At 38.1% G+C, this 18,354-nt stretch carries 15 protein-coding genes and 3 tRNA genes; 13 read left to right on the top strand and 5 right to left on the bottom strand.

Going from position 1 to position 18,354, the window contains the following annotated elements:
• Positions 1–373 precede the first annotated feature (373 nt).
• Both OO7_RS07345 and OO7_RS07340 read left to right on the top strand, forming a co-directional pair.
• Positions 374–892 (top strand): YlaC family protein, encoded by a 519-nt coding sequence (locus OO7_RS07345; protein WP_008915322.1) that lies wholly within the window; start codon positions 374–376, stop codon positions 890–892.
• Between the two features lie 120 nt (positions 893–1,012).
• A tRNA-Asn gene (locus tag OO7_RS07340) sits at positions 1,013–1,088 on the top strand.
• Positions 1,089–1,187: 99 nt separating this feature from the next.
• Here OO7_RS07340 and OO7_RS16810 read toward each other — a convergent pair.
• Positions 1,188–1,328 (bottom strand): hypothetical protein, encoded by a 141-nt coding sequence (locus tag OO7_RS16810; protein ID WP_156823137.1) that lies wholly within the window; start codon positions 1,326–1,328, stop codon positions 1,188–1,190.
• A 63-nt stretch (positions 1,329–1,391) separates the two neighbouring features.
• Here OO7_RS16810 and OO7_RS07335 point away from each other — a divergent pair.
• The 5 genes from OO7_RS07335 (at position 1,392) to OO7_RS07315 (ending at position 4,448) form a co-directional block, all read left to right on the top strand.
• Positions 1,392–1,467 (top strand) — tRNA-Asn (locus tag OO7_RS07335).
• Between the two features lie 382 nt (positions 1,468–1,849).
• Positions 1,850–1,925, top strand: a tRNA-Asn gene (locus OO7_RS07330).
• Between the two features lie 182 nt (positions 1,926–2,107).
• Entirely contained in the window at positions 2,108–3,157 is a 1,050-nt protein-coding gene (gene pyrC / locus OO7_RS07325; protein ID WP_008915321.1) for a dihydroorotase, read from the top strand.
• Positions 3,158–3,374: 217 nt separating this feature from the next.
• Positions 3,375–3,629 (top strand): biofilm formation regulator BssS, encoded by a 255-nt coding sequence (gene bssS / locus OO7_RS07320; RefSeq protein WP_008915320.1) that lies wholly within the window; start codon positions 3,375–3,377, stop codon positions 3,627–3,629.
• Positions 3,630–3,854: 225 nt separating this feature from the next.
• A complete protein-coding gene (locus OO7_RS07315) occupies positions 3,855–4,448 on the top strand; it encodes a LuxR C-terminal-related transcriptional regulator (RefSeq protein ID WP_008915319.1) in 594 nt (197 codons plus the stop codon).
• Between the two features lie 176 nt (positions 4,449–4,624).
• Here OO7_RS07315 and trhO read toward each other — a convergent pair whose 3' ends face one another.
• On the bottom strand, positions 4,625–5,671 hold the full coding sequence (gene trhO / locus OO7_RS07310; RefSeq protein WP_008915318.1) for an oxygen-dependent tRNA uridine(34) hydroxylase TrhO: 1,047 nt from the start codon (positions 5,669–5,671) through the stop codon (positions 4,625–4,627).
• Between the two features lie 493 nt (positions 5,672–6,164).
• On the opposite strand from trhO, the gene OO7_RS07305 reads away from it, so the two are divergent.
• A complete protein-coding gene (locus OO7_RS07305) occupies positions 6,165–6,797 on the top strand; it encodes a DUF1007 family protein (protein ID WP_008915317.1) in 633 nt (210 codons plus the stop codon).
• Positions 6,788–7,819, top strand: coding sequence for a nickel/cobalt transporter (locus OO7_RS07300; RefSeq protein ID WP_008915316.1), 1,032 nt, complete (start codon positions 6,788–6,790; stop codon positions 7,817–7,819). The genes OO7_RS07305 and OO7_RS07300 overlap by 10 nt, the downstream gene beginning before the upstream one ends.
• A gap of 75 nt (positions 7,820–7,894) precedes the next feature.
• On the opposite strand, the gene ttrA is transcribed toward OO7_RS07300, so the two are convergent.
• Genes ttrA through ttrB form a run of 3 tightly spaced genes read right to left on the bottom strand, consistent with a single transcriptional unit; the run spans position 7,895 to position 12,736 of the window.
• Entirely contained in the window at positions 7,895–10,978 is a 3,084-nt protein-coding gene (ttrA, locus tag OO7_RS07295) for a tetrathionate reductase subunit TtrA (RefSeq protein ID WP_008915315.1), read from the bottom strand.
• On the bottom strand, positions 10,971–11,999 hold the full coding sequence (gene ttrC, locus OO7_RS07290; RefSeq protein ID WP_008915314.1) for a tetrathionate reductase subunit TtrC: 1,029 nt from the start codon (positions 11,997–11,999) through the stop codon (positions 10,971–10,973). The genes ttrA and ttrC overlap by 8 nt, the downstream gene beginning before the upstream one ends.
• Positions 11,999–12,736: a tetrathionate reductase subunit TtrB gene (gene ttrB, locus OO7_RS07285; protein ID WP_008915313.1), complete on the bottom strand. Its 738-nt coding sequence runs from the start codon at positions 12,734–12,736 to the stop codon at positions 11,999–12,001. Before ttrB ends, ttrC begins: the two co-directional genes overlap by 1 nt.
• Positions 12,737–13,002: 266 nt before the next feature.
• Between ttrB and ttrS the strand changes: the two genes are divergently transcribed.
• From ttrS to mdtG, 4 genes are all read left to right on the top strand, one after another.
• Positions 13,003–14,751, top strand: coding sequence for a tetrathionate respiration histidine kinase TtrS (gene ttrS / locus OO7_RS07280; RefSeq protein WP_008915312.1), 1,749 nt, complete (start codon positions 13,003–13,005; stop codon positions 14,749–14,751).
• Between the two features lie 116 nt (positions 14,752–14,867).
• Positions 14,868–15,464, top strand: coding sequence for a tetrathionate respiration response regulator TtrR (gene ttrR / locus OO7_RS07275; protein ID WP_008915311.1), 597 nt, complete (start codon positions 14,868–14,870; stop codon positions 15,462–15,464).
• A gap of 175 nt (positions 15,465–15,639) precedes the next feature.
• Positions 15,640–16,584 (top strand): Kdo(2)-lipid IV(A) acyltransferase, encoded by a 945-nt coding sequence (locus OO7_RS07270; protein ID WP_008915310.1) that lies wholly within the window; start codon positions 15,640–15,642, stop codon positions 16,582–16,584.
• A gap of 24 nt (positions 16,585–16,608) precedes the next feature.
• The gene (gene mdtG / locus OO7_RS07265; protein ID WP_008915309.1) at positions 16,609–17,835 is read left to right on the top strand and encodes a multidrug efflux MFS transporter MdtG; all 1,227 of its coding nucleotides are present in this window, start codon (positions 16,609–16,611) and stop codon (positions 17,833–17,835) included.
• Positions 17,836–18,354 lie beyond the last annotated feature (519 nt).

Below are 18,354 nucleotides of genomic sequence, written 5' to 3'. Positions count from 1 at the left end.
CAAAGGCTATCTAAGATAACTTTCTTCTTTACAACACACTAACTTAGTAATCATACATCAAATAGGACTGCTAACCAGACCGATACTCATTAACTCATGAGTTAAGAATAATAGCAACCATTTTGTATAGATTCGCCTTAAAAAAACACCATTTTTTCGATTACATCACTTTTACAGAAGAAAAGTTAAATAAACAATTGCATTTTGTTGATAGATTAAATGTTTTTTTGATATTTAAACATCTTTATTTTCATCCTCAACCCTCTTGCACCGTAACAATTACACTTAATTTTTTTTGTAACTGATATATAACAATTCAACTTCTGCATGATACTCTTTAAAATATAGATATCTTACAGAGCGCTATCACATCATGGATATTATTCAGCAAATACTGACCGAAGATTTGGATTCCATCAATAAAAGTGAACAACGAGATGGAAAACCCTATTTTAATAGTTTATTTATCACCAATCACCCATATCTTTGTGTAGGAATGGTTGCAGCTTATGTGCCTCTAGCAATCCTTGTTTTATATGCCCCTTATTTTGGTCTATATTGGATGATAGGTTTAACGGCTTTATTTATTCTTCTAGCGGCTGTACTACTTTTTGATATTAAGCCAGTTTATCGATTTGAAGATATTGGCGTACTTGATTTACGCGTCTGCTATAACGGGGAATGGTTTGTGACTGAATTGGTTTCAGACTCTGCTATCCAAAAGATCCTCAATGCTAATGATGTCAGTGAGCCGATTAAACAAGAAATTCAGCGATTAATTTCACAAAAAGGCATGCTCTCTTTTTATGATATTTACCATATTGCCTATCCTGAAGTTTCTTCACACGTTAAAACATCGATTTCACCACAAAATAAAGCACAATATCAATAATATAGAATAAACTTTAATCATTAAGAACACAGTTTGAGCAAATAGATTTTTTTATATTTTTATCGTTGACAGTTCGAGGCAATATCATTAATATTCGCCTCGTTCTCAGGAACAAGCAATTCCTCCATAGTTCAGTCGGTAGAACGGCGGACTGTTAATCCGTATGTCGCTGGTTCAAGTCCAGCTGGAGGAGCCAAATTTGAAAAGCCCGCTTTTATAGCGGGCTTTTTGCTATGTGCCCTAAGCTACCAAGTATTCACTATTTCCATGTCATCGATAAATTCATCCGTGAAAATTACAGTGAATCAGATAATTCACCCCTAAAAAATTCAATGTCAGTTGTCATATCACTTCTATCAATAATACGTTTAGCCATAAATTCGCTTGCATAACCATCATTTTGTTTATTTAACAAGCGGTTAATTATTTTTTTCATATTTATGCTTTACAAGACTGATCAAGATCGGTAATATTCGCCTCGTTCTCAGGAACAAGCAATTCCTCCATAGTTCAGTCGGTAGAACGGCGGACTGTTAATCCGTATGTCGCTGGTTCAAGTCCAGCTGGAGGAGCCAAATTTAAGAAGCCCGCTTTTATAGCGGGCTTTTTGTATCTAACCACCTTATTTTTTCTTTCATATCTTTCACACTGCTTTCCCGATCTTACTACCTGTAATCTTACCAATCCCAATTAAACTATTTAAAAACGCCAACTATGGGTCATAAAACTTCTTCTATTGCTCAGCGTTATTTCTCATTAAAATTTTATTTATCCTAAATTTCCCCCTGTTAAAAACCTCAATAAAATATCGCCATCTCCCGTAATCTGCTTTTTTTTCAACAAATTCGACGAAACTTGCAACAATTCGTCCATATAACAGGCAATCGAACTATTATTGAAATTTCCCCTTTGACATTTAGAACCAGTGAAGCTAATATTCACCCCGCTTTAAGGAGTTCCTCCATAGTTCAGTCGGTAGAACGGCGGACTGTTAATCCGTATGTCGCTGGTTCGAGTCCAGCTGGAGGAGCCAACTTAATGCCACTTCTTAAATTTCATATCTCTGTTCTATCTCTTTGATTCCCTTATATTGCACTTCGAACATCAACCAAAATATTCATGAATTAGATAGCTATTTTCTCGTATTCGTTTTATCATCTCGTCCCGGCCTGAGCCTCTTGCTCATTACATTTTATCCCCTATGGAGCCGGTTTCATGACAACTGCAACAACTTTAACGATCCGTCGCCCTGATGATTGGCATGTTCACTTTCGTGATGGTGAAATGCTCAAAACAGTCGTTCCTTATACCAGTCAGTTTTTTGGTCGTGCTATTGTCATGCCAAACCTTGTCCCACCTATCACCACCGTTGATATGGCAAAAGCGTATCGTGAGCGTATTTTACAAGCCGTTCCTGAAGATCATAAATTTACACCACTAATGACCTGCTATTTGACTGATGGTGTTGATGCGAAAGAAATTGTCCGTGGTTTTACAGAAGGTGTGTTCACGGCTTGTAAACTTTATCCTGCTAATGCGACAACCAATTCAAGTCATGGCGTTTCTGATATTAAAAAGATTTACCCTGCGTTAGCCGCCATGGAAGAAGTGGGTATGCCACTCCTTATTCACGGCGAAGTGACTACCAGTGACATTGATATTTTTGATCGTGAAGCGCGGTTTATTGAAAACGTTATGCAACCTCTACGCGCTGCATTTCCAAAGTTAAAAATCGTTTTTGAGCATATTACAACTAAAGAAGCTGCTGAATATGTACTAGAAGGCGATCAATATTTAGCGGCGACATTAACACCACAACATTTAATGTTTAATCGTAACCATATGCTTGTTGGTGGTATTCGCCCACACTTATATTGTCTACCTATTCTTAAACGCAATGTGCACCAAGATGCTTTACGCGCAGCCGTGGCTTCTGGCAGTGATCGTTTCTTTTTAGGGACAGATACCGCACCACACGCACAAGGCCGCAAGGAGTCATCATGTGGCTGTGCTGGGGTGTTTAATGCACCGACTGCGTTATCCGCTTATGCAACTGTTTTTGATGAACTTGGTGCTTTAGCGCATTTTGAGGCTTTTTGCTCACTTAATGGACCTAAGTTTTATAATTTGCCTGCCAATGACAGTTATATCCAATTAACTAAAGAGCAGAATGTTACAATAGAATCCATAAATTGCGGTGATGATAAATTAATCCCTTTCCTTGCGGGTGAAGATTGTCACTGGTCTGTACGCACAATTGATTGATTTAATGATTATGGGGAATAGCAATTCCCCATAATTAAAAACAACTTATTGTTCTCATTATTTCGTTTTTTTGATATTCCTTGTCATTTTTACATATAAAGCATCGTTTTCTCTTCCCTATTAACAAATTCCCCTTATACTGTTCCCTACTCCTTGTGAGTATTCCGCTCTTAGTCAGTTATCGATGTCTATCACGCAGTATGATTAGGAGGTGCCTATGAATAGAAATAAAGAAGTCATTCAGACCCACCCAGTTGTTGGATGGGATATCAGCACCGTTGATGCCTATGATGCAATGATGTTGAGGTTGCATTACCTTCCAGAAGTAAATGGAAATAGTGAAAATGCCATCGTTGATAAAACAATGTGGCTAACAACCGATATAGCTAAGCAGCTTATCGATATTCTACAAGCCGGTATTGATAAAATCGAATCCGGTGAATATGTAGAATCTGACTTTAAAACGCACTAGAGAAAATAATGGATATTTGATAATCATCAAATATCCATTACCTTAATATTTATTATCTCCCGAAATTAATCATTATAATATTTATTTGAATTTAATTAATTCAATTGTAAATATTATTCAACTTGCAAAAACAAACTAAACCAATTAATTTTTATGATTAGTTTATTGACTTTCATAGTAACTTCAATTTATTGTAATAATACTTTTGAACAAGGATGTTCCATTATGAGAATATTAGTCATTGATGATTGTTATTATACACGTCTTGGTATTACTGAATATTTATCTTCAAACAAAACATTAGAATTTATTAGTACAGGTTGTATAAAAGAAGCAATTGAACATATTAATGAGTCACAGCCAACTATAATCCTTGTAAATTTAACTTATTATTGTCATCATTCAAGCTATTGTTTGACATTAAAAAAATTATTAAACTCATTTAATAATATTCGATTTTACATATATGTGAATGCACCTTACCCTATGTGTAATACGCCTTTATTACTAAAGGATAATTACTTCATTATGCCAAAAAAAATAATGATCCCAATATTAAACAAAGTTATTAATAATGCAGAACAAATAAAAAAAACGATAAAACTCGCTAATAACTCAAAATCATCAATCTTTTCATTAAAAGAACAATGTATTATTAGTAATTGGATGAATGAAACGCCTAATCATATTATTTCAAAAAAACTTGGCATTAGTAGCAGTACAGTTTATTCACAAAAAAGGCATATTACCTCGAAAGTTTTTGTCAAAAATAGAATTGAACTTTTCTTTATTTATAATATTTTTAAATATATCTACTAACTAAAAAGTAAAATAAAAAAAGTAGCATCAACTCAACAAAGCAATCAGATAACAATTGAAATTATAAACATTAGTAATTAACTAATAGAATAAATGAAGCATAGTTATTCTTATTAATCTATATTAAAAAGATATGGCGCTTTATATTATTATTTTTGTGCCATATCTTTATCAGATTAATTATCGTTGTTTAATAAACCATCAGATAAGCGATGACGTGATTTATTGAAAATCTTATTACTTACTTCACGGCCTGCACGGCGAGCGCGTTGCTCTTCTTCAGGCAATTTCATTTCTTCAGCACAATCAATGCTACAACAGCCTTCATATTTCTCAGCACACGTTGGGCATTGAATAAAGAGTAAATGGCAACCATCATTACGGCAATTAGTGTGTGTATCACATAATTCACCACATTGATGACAATGTGCTAATGTATCATCAGTGATGCGTTCGCCCATGCGGTTATCAAAAACAAAGTTTTTACCTTTAAAACGCAGAGGCAAACCCTGTTCTTTTGCTTTGCGCGCGTATTCAATCACGCCACCCTCAACATGATAAACATTCTTAAAACCATTGTGCAGCATATATGCACTTGCTTTTTCGCAGCGAATACCACCCGTGCAATACATAACAATATTTTTATCTTTCTGCTCTTGTAACATTTCAACTGCCATTGGCAATTGCTCTCTGAATGTGTCAGAAGGCACTTCTATCGCGTTATCAAAATGCCCTACTTCATATTCATAATGGTTACGCATATCAACAAATACGGTATTTGGATTATCAATCATCTCATTCACTTCATGTGCTTTGAGATATTTACCCGTTTTTGCAGCATCAAATGTTTCATCTGTGATCCCATCTGCTACAACTCGGTCGCGCACTTTCATACGCAATACCCAAAATGATTTACCGTCATCATCAATTGCAATATTCAAACGCAAATTATTCAGTTCAGGACTTGTGCTATAGATAAGCTCACGCAAAGCATCTACATTTGATTCAGGTACACTGATCTGTGCATTAATCCCTTCTTTAGCAATATACACGCGTCCAAAAACACTTAGTTGCTGAAATTTAACATACCAATCATTTCGAAATGATTCGGGATCTTGAATATTAAAGTATTTATAAAAGGAAATCGTTGTACGTGGCTCGGTTTCAGCCAACATACGTTCTTTTAAGATTTTGTTTGAGACTTGGTTATGTAACACTGGCATGGTGTTCCCTTTTCCTTTGTAACTGAGTAATAATTAAAAATTTAATCTCAATTATGGCCAATAAGTGTCCATATTTGATCATTACTAAATATTATCGCTGTTATTTTGTTAATAAAAAACCCCTAATGTTACAGGGCTATTACGCGATGACTCAATTCTAATTTCTTTTACAATTGTTGATATTGCCATCTTGGTACTGATGGCAAATTTGTAAGATCTAAATAATTAGATGTTTATCTCAACATTAGGATAAATTTAAAACTGTTTTTTACCTGAAAAACCGCAAAGAGAGCAATCGATAACCAAAGGATATGCAAAAACACAGAATGCTCCAGCGAGAATATATGAATTAGGTAAACCAAAGTTACCTCATCCCACATGAATCATATTTAAGTAAATAATGTTAAATTTATTTCAAACTGGAACAAAGTTATATTATAACATTATCCTTCTGTAATGCGGATATGACATCTATTAATTGAAGTTAAATATTATGAAACCCAAATTATTAACACTCCTTTTTTGTTTATTTGCTTCAGTAAAAAGCTTTTCACATCCTCATAGTTTTATTGATATGCAAGTTTTACCTGAAATCGAACAACATCAATATCAAGGATTAACATTTACATGGAAAATGGACCCAATGACATCCGCAGATATTGCTTATGAGCTGAAAAACAAAAAAGAGAGCGATCCTGAGTGGAAAAAACAAGCAGCAACAGTAATGGCAAATATTTTATCACAAGATTATTTCACTGAGTTCTATTCTCAAGGCCATAAAGTTCGCTTTAAAAAACTCCCAAGTCACTACCAATTGCAACGTGAAGGACTGCAATTAATCTTTACTTTCACCGTTCCTTTTGAGTCACCATTTCCTATTAATGGCTCTGATATTGAGTTCCTCACTTATGACCCGACTTTTTTTGTCAGTATGACTTATCCTGATAACAAAGCGATTTTGCATCCCAAAGAATTAGAGGAAATTTGCAATATTAAACTGCTAGAACCTGATGTAACGGAAGCCTTGCGTACCTATGCTGACTCACTTGATATTGATGAAACCGCCGAAGAAGACACCACTTTAGGATTACAATTTGCCCAAAGAGTGAAAATACAATGTCAATAAATCAACAAACGCGTTTATTTCCACCAGCAAAATTCATTTATGCTCTGTTATTCATTATTATTCTTAGTGCTGCTTATCAAATACATCAATATTGGCCTGAATTATTGCGCCTAAGTATTTCGTGGCAGCGAAAACTCAATCATTATCTCACTGAATTATTACAAGCTAGCCAAACTGATCCTTTACGCTCAGGCAGCTTATTAATTGCAATTAGTTTTTTATATGGATTACTGCATGCGCTAGGTCCGGGTCACGGTAAATTGATAATTACCACTTACATTGCAACTCATCCTACCTTTTTGAGACAAAGTGTTTTTCTCAGCCTACTTGCATCACTTTTGCAAGGGCTAGTTGCGATAGTGTTAGTTTCCAGCATTTTAATACTTTTCCAATTATCAACTAAGCATTTACATTTGGTGAGTCAATATAGTGAAAAACTCAGCTATGCTTTTGTGATTGCACTTGGATTATTTTGCTGTTTAAAAGCATTCCGACAACTCTGGCGAATGAACAAACAACGTCGTACGCCAGCACGACAAATTCGTTCGATTTCTACTCTGAATCCACCAAAAATGTCAGTTATGAAACCTAAATTGCCCACAGAAACAGTAGAACTTTGTCAATGTGGACATCAACATGTTGTTCCCGCCCAACAATTACCTAATGGCATAAAAACCCAAGCACTTGTTGTGTTATCAATGGGACTACGCCCATGTTCTGGCGCATTATTAGTTTTACTTTTTTCATATGTTATTGGTGTTTATCAATGGGGAATTGCCGCAGCAATGGCCATGGCAATAGGTACAGCACTGACTATTTGTACCATTGCTTTTTTTGTCTATTTTTTACGTGATATAGCGGTACGTTTAGCACAAAAACGTCGTTTCTCTTTTTCGCCCTACTGGGGAATTGCCATTGGATTATGTGCGGGTCTGATATTTATCTTACTTGGGCTATTAATGTTCCAAAGCCTATCTGTTGGCGAAATGGGATCACCTCTGCTTTCTCCGAGAAGATCCTAATGAAAAAATGGCTCAAACGACATTATTGTTAGTTTGAGCCATTAATCATAATCAATACAACCTCAAATTATATGGCTAAACTCTTTCAATTCGTGCTGGTAAACCTTGCCTTACTGATGCTCCCGACACCCAATCTAACCACGTATTAGCTATTTCACGTGTTGGGTCGGCAAAACCGAGGTCATTCAAGTTAATTCCTGAGCCGTTTGCCGCATTCATGGGTAGCGGATTACCATCCAAATAATGCTGCTTAGCCCCCATTTCTTTGTGCCCATAACCATGTTCAATGGCAAGCACTCCCGGCATGACACCATCAAGAACACTGATTTGCGCTTCAGCTTGCCCACCCGGAGTGGTGATTTTTACCCAATCACCATGTTTAACACCCATTTTTTGCGCATCATCAGGATGGATCGCGACCAAGTTTGTCGGTTTCACATGACGTAAACGCTCAATAACTGTTGTCGAGCTACTCATTACATGCGACTTAAATGACATCAATTTAAGTGGCCACTGATTTGGTGGAAAAATGGTATTAACATCCTCGCCATTTGCCATTCTTGGTGGATAATAGGTAGGACAACCGCTATACCTTTCCCCTGTAATGGCATGGCGATTCACTGCAACCGTTGGATTCCAAATCTGTAATTCTTTTTTCCATTGTGGTCCTGTCGCCTCACCATCCCATGCTTTTTCATGTGGAGCAAAGCGCCCGCCGCGTGTGTAAATATAAGCAACCCGCCGTATTTCTTCTGGTTTCAATGTTTGTATCATTGCTGGAATGATGCGCTCTACACCACTTAGCTGTATATCTTCTGTCGCCGCTTCTGGTACTGGTTTTTCACCTAACCACGCCATATTTGCAGCGACCCGCAAATAGTAATCTTGTGCAGTATTGAGCGGATATTGATTACCTTCCATATCTTCAATAACATTGTCACCAAAACCTGGAAGATCTAGCTCTTTTGCCACTGCAATACAAAAAGCTTCCATTGAGATAGGTTGCCCATCCGCAGTTTTTGCTGTCCGAGACTCAACAATTGGCCAACGAGCCGTACTGGCTTTAACCTGAACACCTGACCACGGAGCACTAAATCCCCAGCTTTCAAAGTTATGAGTATCCGGGACAATATAATCAGCTAATGCCGTCGTTTCATTCATGAAAGCATCAATTCCGATAATTAACGGCAAATGTTGCGGGTCTTTTAGCTTTTCTTCCATGACTTGACGGATCCCAGCAATCCCATAAACTGGGTTAGTCATATTGGTGATCCATGCTTTAAGTGTATAAGGATATCCCATTAAAGCAGATGCTAACTGTTCAGTTAATTGCCCTTTGGCAAACGGATACCAAGGTGCTTTAGCAGGATAAGGGTTTTCTCCCGCAGCAATACGCGCTTTAAACTCATCTGACTTTTCATAAACTTCATTACTGCGCGATAACACGACACCTTTGGGTTTTACTTTACCTTTATAGCTCGCCATTTTGTAACGAGGGCCATCCATTTCCCCATTAAACTTGCCTCCCCCAACAGAAACACCACCTTTTAAGTTTAAGTTTCCTATCAGGGCATTAAGCATAATCACAGACCAAGCGGTATAAAAACCATTACCGCCCATCATTCCACCATGAGAAATCACGGCAGCTTTGCGATCATAAGAAGTCAATGCTCGACCAAGAGATTCAATTGTTTTTACTGGCACATGGCAGCGTTCACTGTATTCTTCCAATGTCATGCGGTTCGCCGCTTCTTTTAAGCATTGGAAACTGGATTTTACTGTCACTTCACTGCCATCATGTAACGTCACTTGACGCGTCACAAACAGTTGTGCTTTTTCAACATCATTTGCGGGTCTTAGTTCACCCATTTGATCTTCGACTAAATAGACTTTATCACTTTGCTCATCAGCGGGTAATTCACCGCTTAAATGGGAAGCTAATAACAATTGACCTGCTAACGGATGGTTATCATCGGTGATCACTAAATGTGTCGAGTTAGTCCAGCTTTTTTCACCCACAGCTTGCATTGATTTTTCGCTCGGAACACGCAAATATTCAGCATTGTAGCGTTCATTTTCTATAATCCAGCGGATCATTCCCATCACTAAAGCGGCATCTGTACCTGGCTGGATCGGTACCCAGTGGCCATGGTCATTCGCTAAAGTGGTCGTAAGTGGTAATGCAGGTGCAACAACCACATAATTAAAGGAATCGCGTAAACGCGCAGAAGCTAATTGGCGCCCTTGACGTTTAAATGGGTTTCCAGATTGTGCGGGTGAAGTTCCCATAAACAGAGCAAATCGCACATTATCCCAATCAGGTTTTACATGAGCATTCTTATCAAGATCATTCATTAATGCCCCTGAACCCGCGCGATAGGCAAGGCCGCAGTAAGAGCCATGAGCACCAAAGTTTTTACTGCCAAAACCATTTTGCGCAAAGCGGCGTATAAATCCATCGCGACCATCATCACCCGCATTAGTGACTAATAATTGATTCGCTTTAGGTCCTAATTTAGATTGTGAAGGATCTAAAGGTGTTTCGAGATCACGAATTGCTCGTAAACCATCGACATGCCCTTCCCCAAAAAGATCGCCACCTTCAACAACCTCTTTAATCAATTGTTCAAAACTAATGCGCTGCCACTTCCCTTCCCCACGTTTTCCTACCCGCTTCATCGGTTCAAGAATGCGCAATGGGCTTGTCAAACCTTCCATTAATGTCGCACCACGGGCGCAAGCTGTTGAACGATGTTCTAATCCACTTTCACCACTCATTTTATTAAATGCGGCTTTTAGTGGCATGCCATAAGGGAAATGTTGTTCGTGTGATAAAGGATGATAAGGGTTGCCAGCAATGCGGATCACTTCATTTTTCGTCGTATCAACCCGTGCGCGAATACCACATTGTGTCCAACAACCAAAACATTGTGTCATTGCAATAATTTGGTCAGGATCCTCTTGCCACCCTTTTGTTGCCTGACCTTCTGGTCGTAAAGAGTTACCATTAATGCGGTCTAACGTGACTTTACCTGAAGTTCCATTAACTAGGCCATCGACGGCTCTTTTTGCAACATCACGATATCCTGCACCAAATAGTGCTAATCCACCGACAACTAAACCACCTTTAAGCCATTGACGCCTTGAAAATTTAGCCATGGTGCACTCTCCTTACAAACCAACGAACACTTTCACGAATAATAATTGTCAATGCAATCCATAAACCGAATGTGCCTAATAAGGCTAACAGCCCATCAGTGCCAAGTGGGAAATAATATGGATTCATAATTATGTTATATTTTGGTACAGCTTGAACTTCCATCAAAAAGACCCAACGCAAACTCCAAGTCAGTGCCATAGAAAATAGTGCTAATAGTGTGATATAAGCTAGTGAACGAGTTGTTATCAGGTTATTCAATGACATAAATAAAGACACGCCCCAAAGTGCACAAATTCCTAAAAGCATCCACCAGCCAGGACTTGCTATATCTAATTGATGACGAACCGCATTTCCTGAAATCGTATCGCCAGATAACCAAAGTGCGAAACAGACAGCAAAGAGCAATAAAGTGACTGTTTGAAAACGTGCTAAACGTTGCTGATATTGAAGTTCGCGGCGAGCACCTAAATTGATTAAAGCCGGAACAGCTTGCATCGCACTTAAAAACATTAAAATAGGTATCCACCAGCTATACCAAATAGGTCTAGCAAGTAATACAGAAGCTTCTCGTCCGGTATAAAGTAATAATCCAAGTGCTGATATTGCAGATAATAACGCTATCCAACGCGTCGCTTTAAATGTTCTTTTCCAAATCAATTTAACCAACAATGCGACAAAATAAAGCCCCGTAAATGTGGTAAATAAGGGTAACAAAACTGAACCCCACCACATCCATGACCACAATGTTGGGTATGCATAAAAATGCCAAACACGCGCAGTTTGATGAAGATCCGCAGTGAGTGCTAATGGTGCAGTGATCCCCATCGTGATAGTCATAAATACAGCGATCATTTCTAAACGTTCATTGTCTTGTTTAGCTTGCCAATGTAGGTAACAGGCATACAGCACAGCACATGCCGCAATGCCGATAAAAAAGAAATATTGAACAGCCCAAGGCAACCAGAAAAATTCTTGTGGTTGCGCCATCAATTCAGCGATATTGGTGACTTGTTCATTCATTAGAACACCTCCTGCCATAATGCGGGCTGCCCTTTACCCACTAAAGGTTGTACAAAGGCATCATCTAACCCTAAGTAAAATACCTGTGGTAATGTGCCATTTTCTGGCTTAAGGACTTTAATTTCAGCTTCGTGTTCAGTCAGCATTTTACGAATAGTACTGTTTGGATCTTTTAAATCGCCAATAATACGCGCACCACCAACGCAAGATTCAACACAAGCAGGCAATAATCCCACTTCTAAACGGTGGGCGCAGAAAGTGCACTTATCGGCAGTTTGAGTTGCGTGGTTAATAAAGCGTGCATCATAAGGGCATGCTTGAACACAATAGGCACAACCAACACAACGTTCATTATCAATAACAACAATGCCATCTTCCCGTTGAAAGGTTGCTTGCACAGGGCAAACAGGCACACAAGGCGGGTTATCACAGTGATTACATAAACGAGGAAGTAAGACGTTAGTAAAACCCTCGTCTCCTTTTAATGAAACTTGATATTGGTTTACCGTTGTACGAAATTGCCCTTGTGGCGTTTGGTTCTCAACTGAACAACTTACTGTACAAGATTGACATCCAATGCATCGACGTAGGTCAATTAACATCCCATAACGCTTTTCAGGATCACCTTCACGACGCGTTGGTGCAAAGTGGATCCCTGCCTCCGCAATCGGCATCAATGACGCACCTGCTGTCACCACACCTAGCTGCTGTAGAAATTTTCGTTTACTCAGATCCATAATTGGCTCCAGTATTACATTGCTAATCTATAAATAGACGATAAAATTCAAACTCACTTTAATTTTTTACTGACTTATTCGTGTTTATTGTTAAGAACAAATTAACGCTTCTTTTTCTTAAAAATCGGTAAGTTATCTTTATTAGATATATCGCTAATTAACGTATTCTTTATGGAAGGTATTGTAAGAAGATGAGTAAGATGCCCCTATTGTGGTTTACCACATACCCATAGCTAACTTGATCTAACGCAACGAATAACCCAAATATGCTGAGAAAATTATCGTGGTATTTACATTATTTACTGGTCGCCATCATTATTTTATGGTCAATGCCCACTCTTGCATCACAGTGGACAATCGGTGTATTGGCATTACGGGGAACTCACTCAACACAATCTCATTGGCAAATTCTTACTCAAGCGCTTAATGAAGCTATTCCTAATGAACATTTCGTCTTAAAACCACTCAATCTTGATGAGATGCGAAATGCAGTAGCAGAAAATAAAGTCGATTTTTTACTCACTAATCCAGCACAATTTATTCAATTAGATAGCCGTTACCATTTGCGTTGGTTACTCTCTTTACGCTCATCAGTTGAGCCAGATAGCGCCACAAGAAATGTCATAGGCAGCTTAATTTTAGTACGTGCAGATACCCCTATTTCTGATGCAGCAGACCTGATTGGTAAAAAAGTTGGTGCTATTTCACCTGATGCTTTTGGTGGATATTTATTAGGCTATAAAGTGCTAAAAGATATGGGCTATGACGCAGATAAAGACTTTCAGATGCAATTTCTCGGCTTTCCAGCAGATGCCCTTCTCTACGCATTACGTGATAATTCGCTTTCCGCTGTCATTGTTCCCGTTTGTTTACTTGAAAATATGGATAATGAAGGGCTTATAGATAAAAAAATCTTCCGACCATTAATTAAGCGTAATAGCTCACTTCCTTGCCAAACCAGTACCGAACTCTATCCAAACTGGTCATTTGCTGCACTGAATAATGTTCCTGATAACTTAGTCGATAAAGTCACAAAAACATTGTTATCTTCTGATAAATCAGGGCTGCGTTGGGGTGCGCCTGCCTCTGCAAACCAAGTTGAAAGCCTATTGCGTGACGTTAACCAACATCCTCAACAACGACAAATTTGGCAGGATATTGTCAGCTGGGTTATCCAACATCAAATTACCTTAAGTATTATTGCCCTTATTATTATTCTATTAGGCATCAATCATATTTGGATCGCTTTTTTAGTGCGTAGACGCAGCAAGCAATTAGAAGAAGCGCATAATCGTTTACGTCAACAAGAAGCCAATTTAGAAAAGGCTCAACGGCTTAATATATTAGGTGAGATGTCCTCTGGTTTTGCTCATGAACTAAATCAACCTTTATCTGCCATTCGCCACTATGCTCAAGGTTGTATTTTACGGCTTAAAAAAGATCCAGAAGAACATGCATTAATGAATGTCTTACAGAAAATAGATAATCAAGCGCAAAGAGGGGCTGATATTATTCGTAACTTGCGTTTATGGGCAGGAAAACCGCATAACGAAGCCGCATTACCCTTGAAACCACAATCAGTTCAAACAACTATCCAACATATTTGGCAGCTCCTGCGAGTTTCTCAGCATTATCCTCAAGCAAAATTGATTTTACCAAATCAAGAAGATGTCATATTACAACTGCCTGAGACTCTTCTCGACCAGCTGTTATCCAATCTTATCAGTAATAGTTTGCAAGCTGGCGCAGAAACACTCCATTTTGATTTTCACTTTGCCCCTGAGCGCTTTTTATTAACATTGCAAGACGATGCTGGCGGTATGAATAACGACCAAATCACGCAAGGTTTTATGCCTTTTTCTACAACGAAAAATGATGGGCTTGGGCTAGGACTGGTGATTTGCCAACGCCTAATTCAAAGCCAAGGTGGTGATATTCATATTGAAAATAGTGATAATGAACGAGGCATCAAAGGGTTAAAAGTCACGTTGATTTTCCCCTATCAAGACCATTAAGAGATAAAAACAGCAGGATAAGGTTATCTATCCCTGAATAACATTCCTGTTGTTAATATGCCATGATAGAGGTCTATTCACACATTTATGCGATTGAATCAATGGAGCGATGATTTATGCTTGGCATACATTTAGTTGATGATGACAAAGATGTCACCGATGCTTGTCAGTTTTTACTCGAAGCGCTCGGTTATTCCGTAACAGTATGGAATGATAGCGAACTATTCATTCAACAAGCCGATCTCTTTCAAGAAGGTGTTGTTCTCCTTGATATGAGAATGCCAAAATTAGATGGACGCCAAGTGCATCACTATCTTAGAGAGCAGCAAAGTACATTAGCTGTCATTTTTTTATCCGGCCATGGTGATATTCCTATGGCTGTTGAACAAGTCAAATTAGGTGCTGTTGATTTTTTACAAAAACCTATTGATAGCCAATTACTCGCTAATACCCTCGAACAAGCTCAAAAACAAACCCAAAAAGCGACACAGCACTATCTTATACGTCAGCGCTATAACACGTTAACATCTCGAGAAAAAACGATTTGCCATTATGTATTGCAAGGTTTAATTAACCGAGAAATTGCTGATGTTGCATGTGTTTCAGTAAGAACAGTTGAAGTTCATCGAGCTCGTGTAATGGAAAAAATGGCAGTAAAAAACCTTGCTGAGTTAGTTAGCACCATCCAAACAGCTCAACTTACAAATGAATGATATCTGCTATCATGCTAATATTATTGGAAACTCAATCTATTTTGTTTTTTAAATCAAATAAAAATAGATAGATAACGATTCAAATTCATTCTATCAATAGATATATTATCAGCCGTTGCCATAACAATATAACAGCCCGGCGGCTCCGAATAACTAACCTGATTATTGGAAAATAATGATACACACGCCAACATTTAATAAACGTTTATTGCATCCTCGTTACTGGCTAGTTTGGCTTGGCATTGGTTTTTTGTATATTCTTGTTCTCTTGCCTTATCCCGTCATTTACTGGTTGGGAACGCGTTTAGGTCGCCTTTCTAAACATTTACTAAAAAAACGTACTCAAATAGCCGATAGAAACTTAGAACTCTGTTTCCCAGAAATGAGTTTACAAGAGCGCCAGCGTTATATTAATGAAAATGCAGAATCTGTTGGTATGGGAATTTTTGAAACTGGCATGGCATGGTTTTGGCCTGAATGGCGAATTCGCCGCTGGTTTAAAATAGAAGGAAGAGAAAATATGATTGCCGCTCAAGAAACAGGACGCGGCATTATTGTTCTCGGTATTCACTTTCTTACACTAGAACTTGGCGCACGTATCTTTGGCATGCTTAATCCCGGCATTGGTGTTTATCGTCCCAACGACAATGAATTAATCGATTGGTTACAAACGCGTGGTCGTTTACGTTCGAACAAATACATGTTGGATCGTAAAGATGTTAAAAATATGGTTCGCTCATTAAAACAAGGCGAAATACTTTGGTATGCACCTGATCATGATTATGGTCCGCGGAATAGTTCATTCGCACCACTATTTGCAGTAGAACAAGCCGCCACGACAAATGGTTCAGCAATTTTATTACGCCTTGCCACACCTTTAGTGGTTCCTTTTGTTCCTCGCCGTTTACCTCATGGCAAAGGGTACGAATTAATTATACAACCTGCTGTGGATGATTTTCCTCTTGACGATGAAGTCGCCGTTGCCACAAAAATGAATCAAATCATTGAACAAGCTATCTTATTAGCACCAGAACAATATATGTGGCTTCATCGCCGATTTAAAACCCGCCCGCAAGGAGCACCCTCTTTATATGGTGACTTAGATAAAATTCACCATTAAGGCTGATAAATCAATAAGGAGCCTATGTTAAGCAGAAATCGTTATTGGAAACGTAACCTTTATGTTGTTTGGTTTGGCTGTTTTTTAACGGGAGCAGCATTTAGCCTGATTATGCCCTTTTTACCGCTTTATATTGAGGAATTGGGCATAAAAGATCACAGTTCATTAAATTTATGGACAGGTGCCGTTTTCAGTATCACATTTCTTTTTTCTGCTATTGCCGCCCCATTTTGGGGGCGCTTATCTGACCGAAAAGGCCGAAAACTAATGCTATTACGTTCAGCATTAGGAATGGCAATCGTCATGGTACTAATTGGTTTTGCCCAAAATATTTGGCAACTTCTTGCCCTTAGAGCATTACTTGGGCTACTTGGCGGATTTGTCCCCAATGCCAATGCCCTAATTGCCACGCAAATTCCCGTGAAAAAAAGTGGTTGGGCAATGGGGGTGCTGGCAACTGGCGCGGTGAGTGGTGCTTTAATTGGACCACTTATTGGCGGGTTTCTTGCAGATCAATATGGATTACGTCCTGTCTTTTTTATTACAGCTACAGTACTATTTATCTGTTTTTTCGTCACACTTTTTTATGTTCGAGAACGTTTCACGCCTGTTTCTCGCAAAGATGCACTAAACAACAAACAAGTATTCGCTTCGCTCAAAAATAAAAAATTGGTCATTAGCCTATTTTTTACCACCATGATTATTCAAGCCGCTATGGGTTCAATTAACCCGATTATAACGCTCTATGTTCGTGATTTATCCGGCTCACTTGAAAACCTTGCTTTTATTAGTGGTGTAATTGCTTCTATTCCAGGCGTTGCTGCACTCATTAGCGCCCCACGGTTGGGTAAACTCAGTGATAGAATTGGACCAGAAAAGGTTCTTCTTGGTGTTTTAGCAACCTCAATTTTCGTACTGTTTCCTATGGGATTAGTCAGCAACTATTGGGAGCTTGGTGCGCTGCGTTTTTTACTTGGGGCACTTAATGCAGCTTTACTCCCCGCCGTTCAAACCTTAATTATTTACAACATCTCCCATCAAGTGACAGGTCGAATATTTAGCTACAATCAGGCATTACGCGATGTAGGTAACGTAACAGGTCCTTTAATGGGCTCATTTGTTGCAGCAACTTACGGCTTCAGGGCAGTATTTTTCTTTACCGCTGCACTCGTGTTAATAAATTTCATCTATTCATGGTATATGATTAAAAGCCAATCCGTAGATAGCCGGAAAAATCCCCCATCTGATTAATACATCCACAAATGTTATTCCTAACCTTATTTTTTTGCTAAATAAGCTCAAAATAGTATTTTGATGACAACCTTCAGTATTATTCACAATATGATTAACAAATAAGTTATCGCAAATAAATTTATCTCCGCACTATTTTAGTTATAAAGAGATATATTCTATTAATTACCCTGATTTATTATAGGTATTACAGTAAGTTATTCATAAATCATAAAAACATAACTTAAGCTTATGTTTTTAAAAGTGATGATGACATCATAATCATATCTTTTCTTGTCAATAGATTTCCTGTATTGTCCTTTGCCTTATAGTGAAAAATGAGATTGATATCGACTTTTCACCTTAAAAATAGGTCTTTTACAATAAATACATTCTGTTTTTTAGCAGTTTTATAATAATGTATGTTAACAATATGTTTACAGACTCTGGTTAACATATCTATAAATTTTGACACCTTCAACTTATGAAGATGTTTTATCAAGCACAACCTCTCAAGAGAGAATTTATCGGAGTTCACAG

This window comes from Providencia sneebia DSM 19967, assembly GCF_000314895.2.
Classification (GTDB): domain Bacteria; phylum Pseudomonadota; class Gammaproteobacteria; order Enterobacterales; family Enterobacteriaceae; genus Providencia; species Providencia sneebia.
The sequence above is the reverse complement of the archived record's forward strand: the minus strand, read 5'-3'. Positions and strand labels throughout refer to the sequence as shown.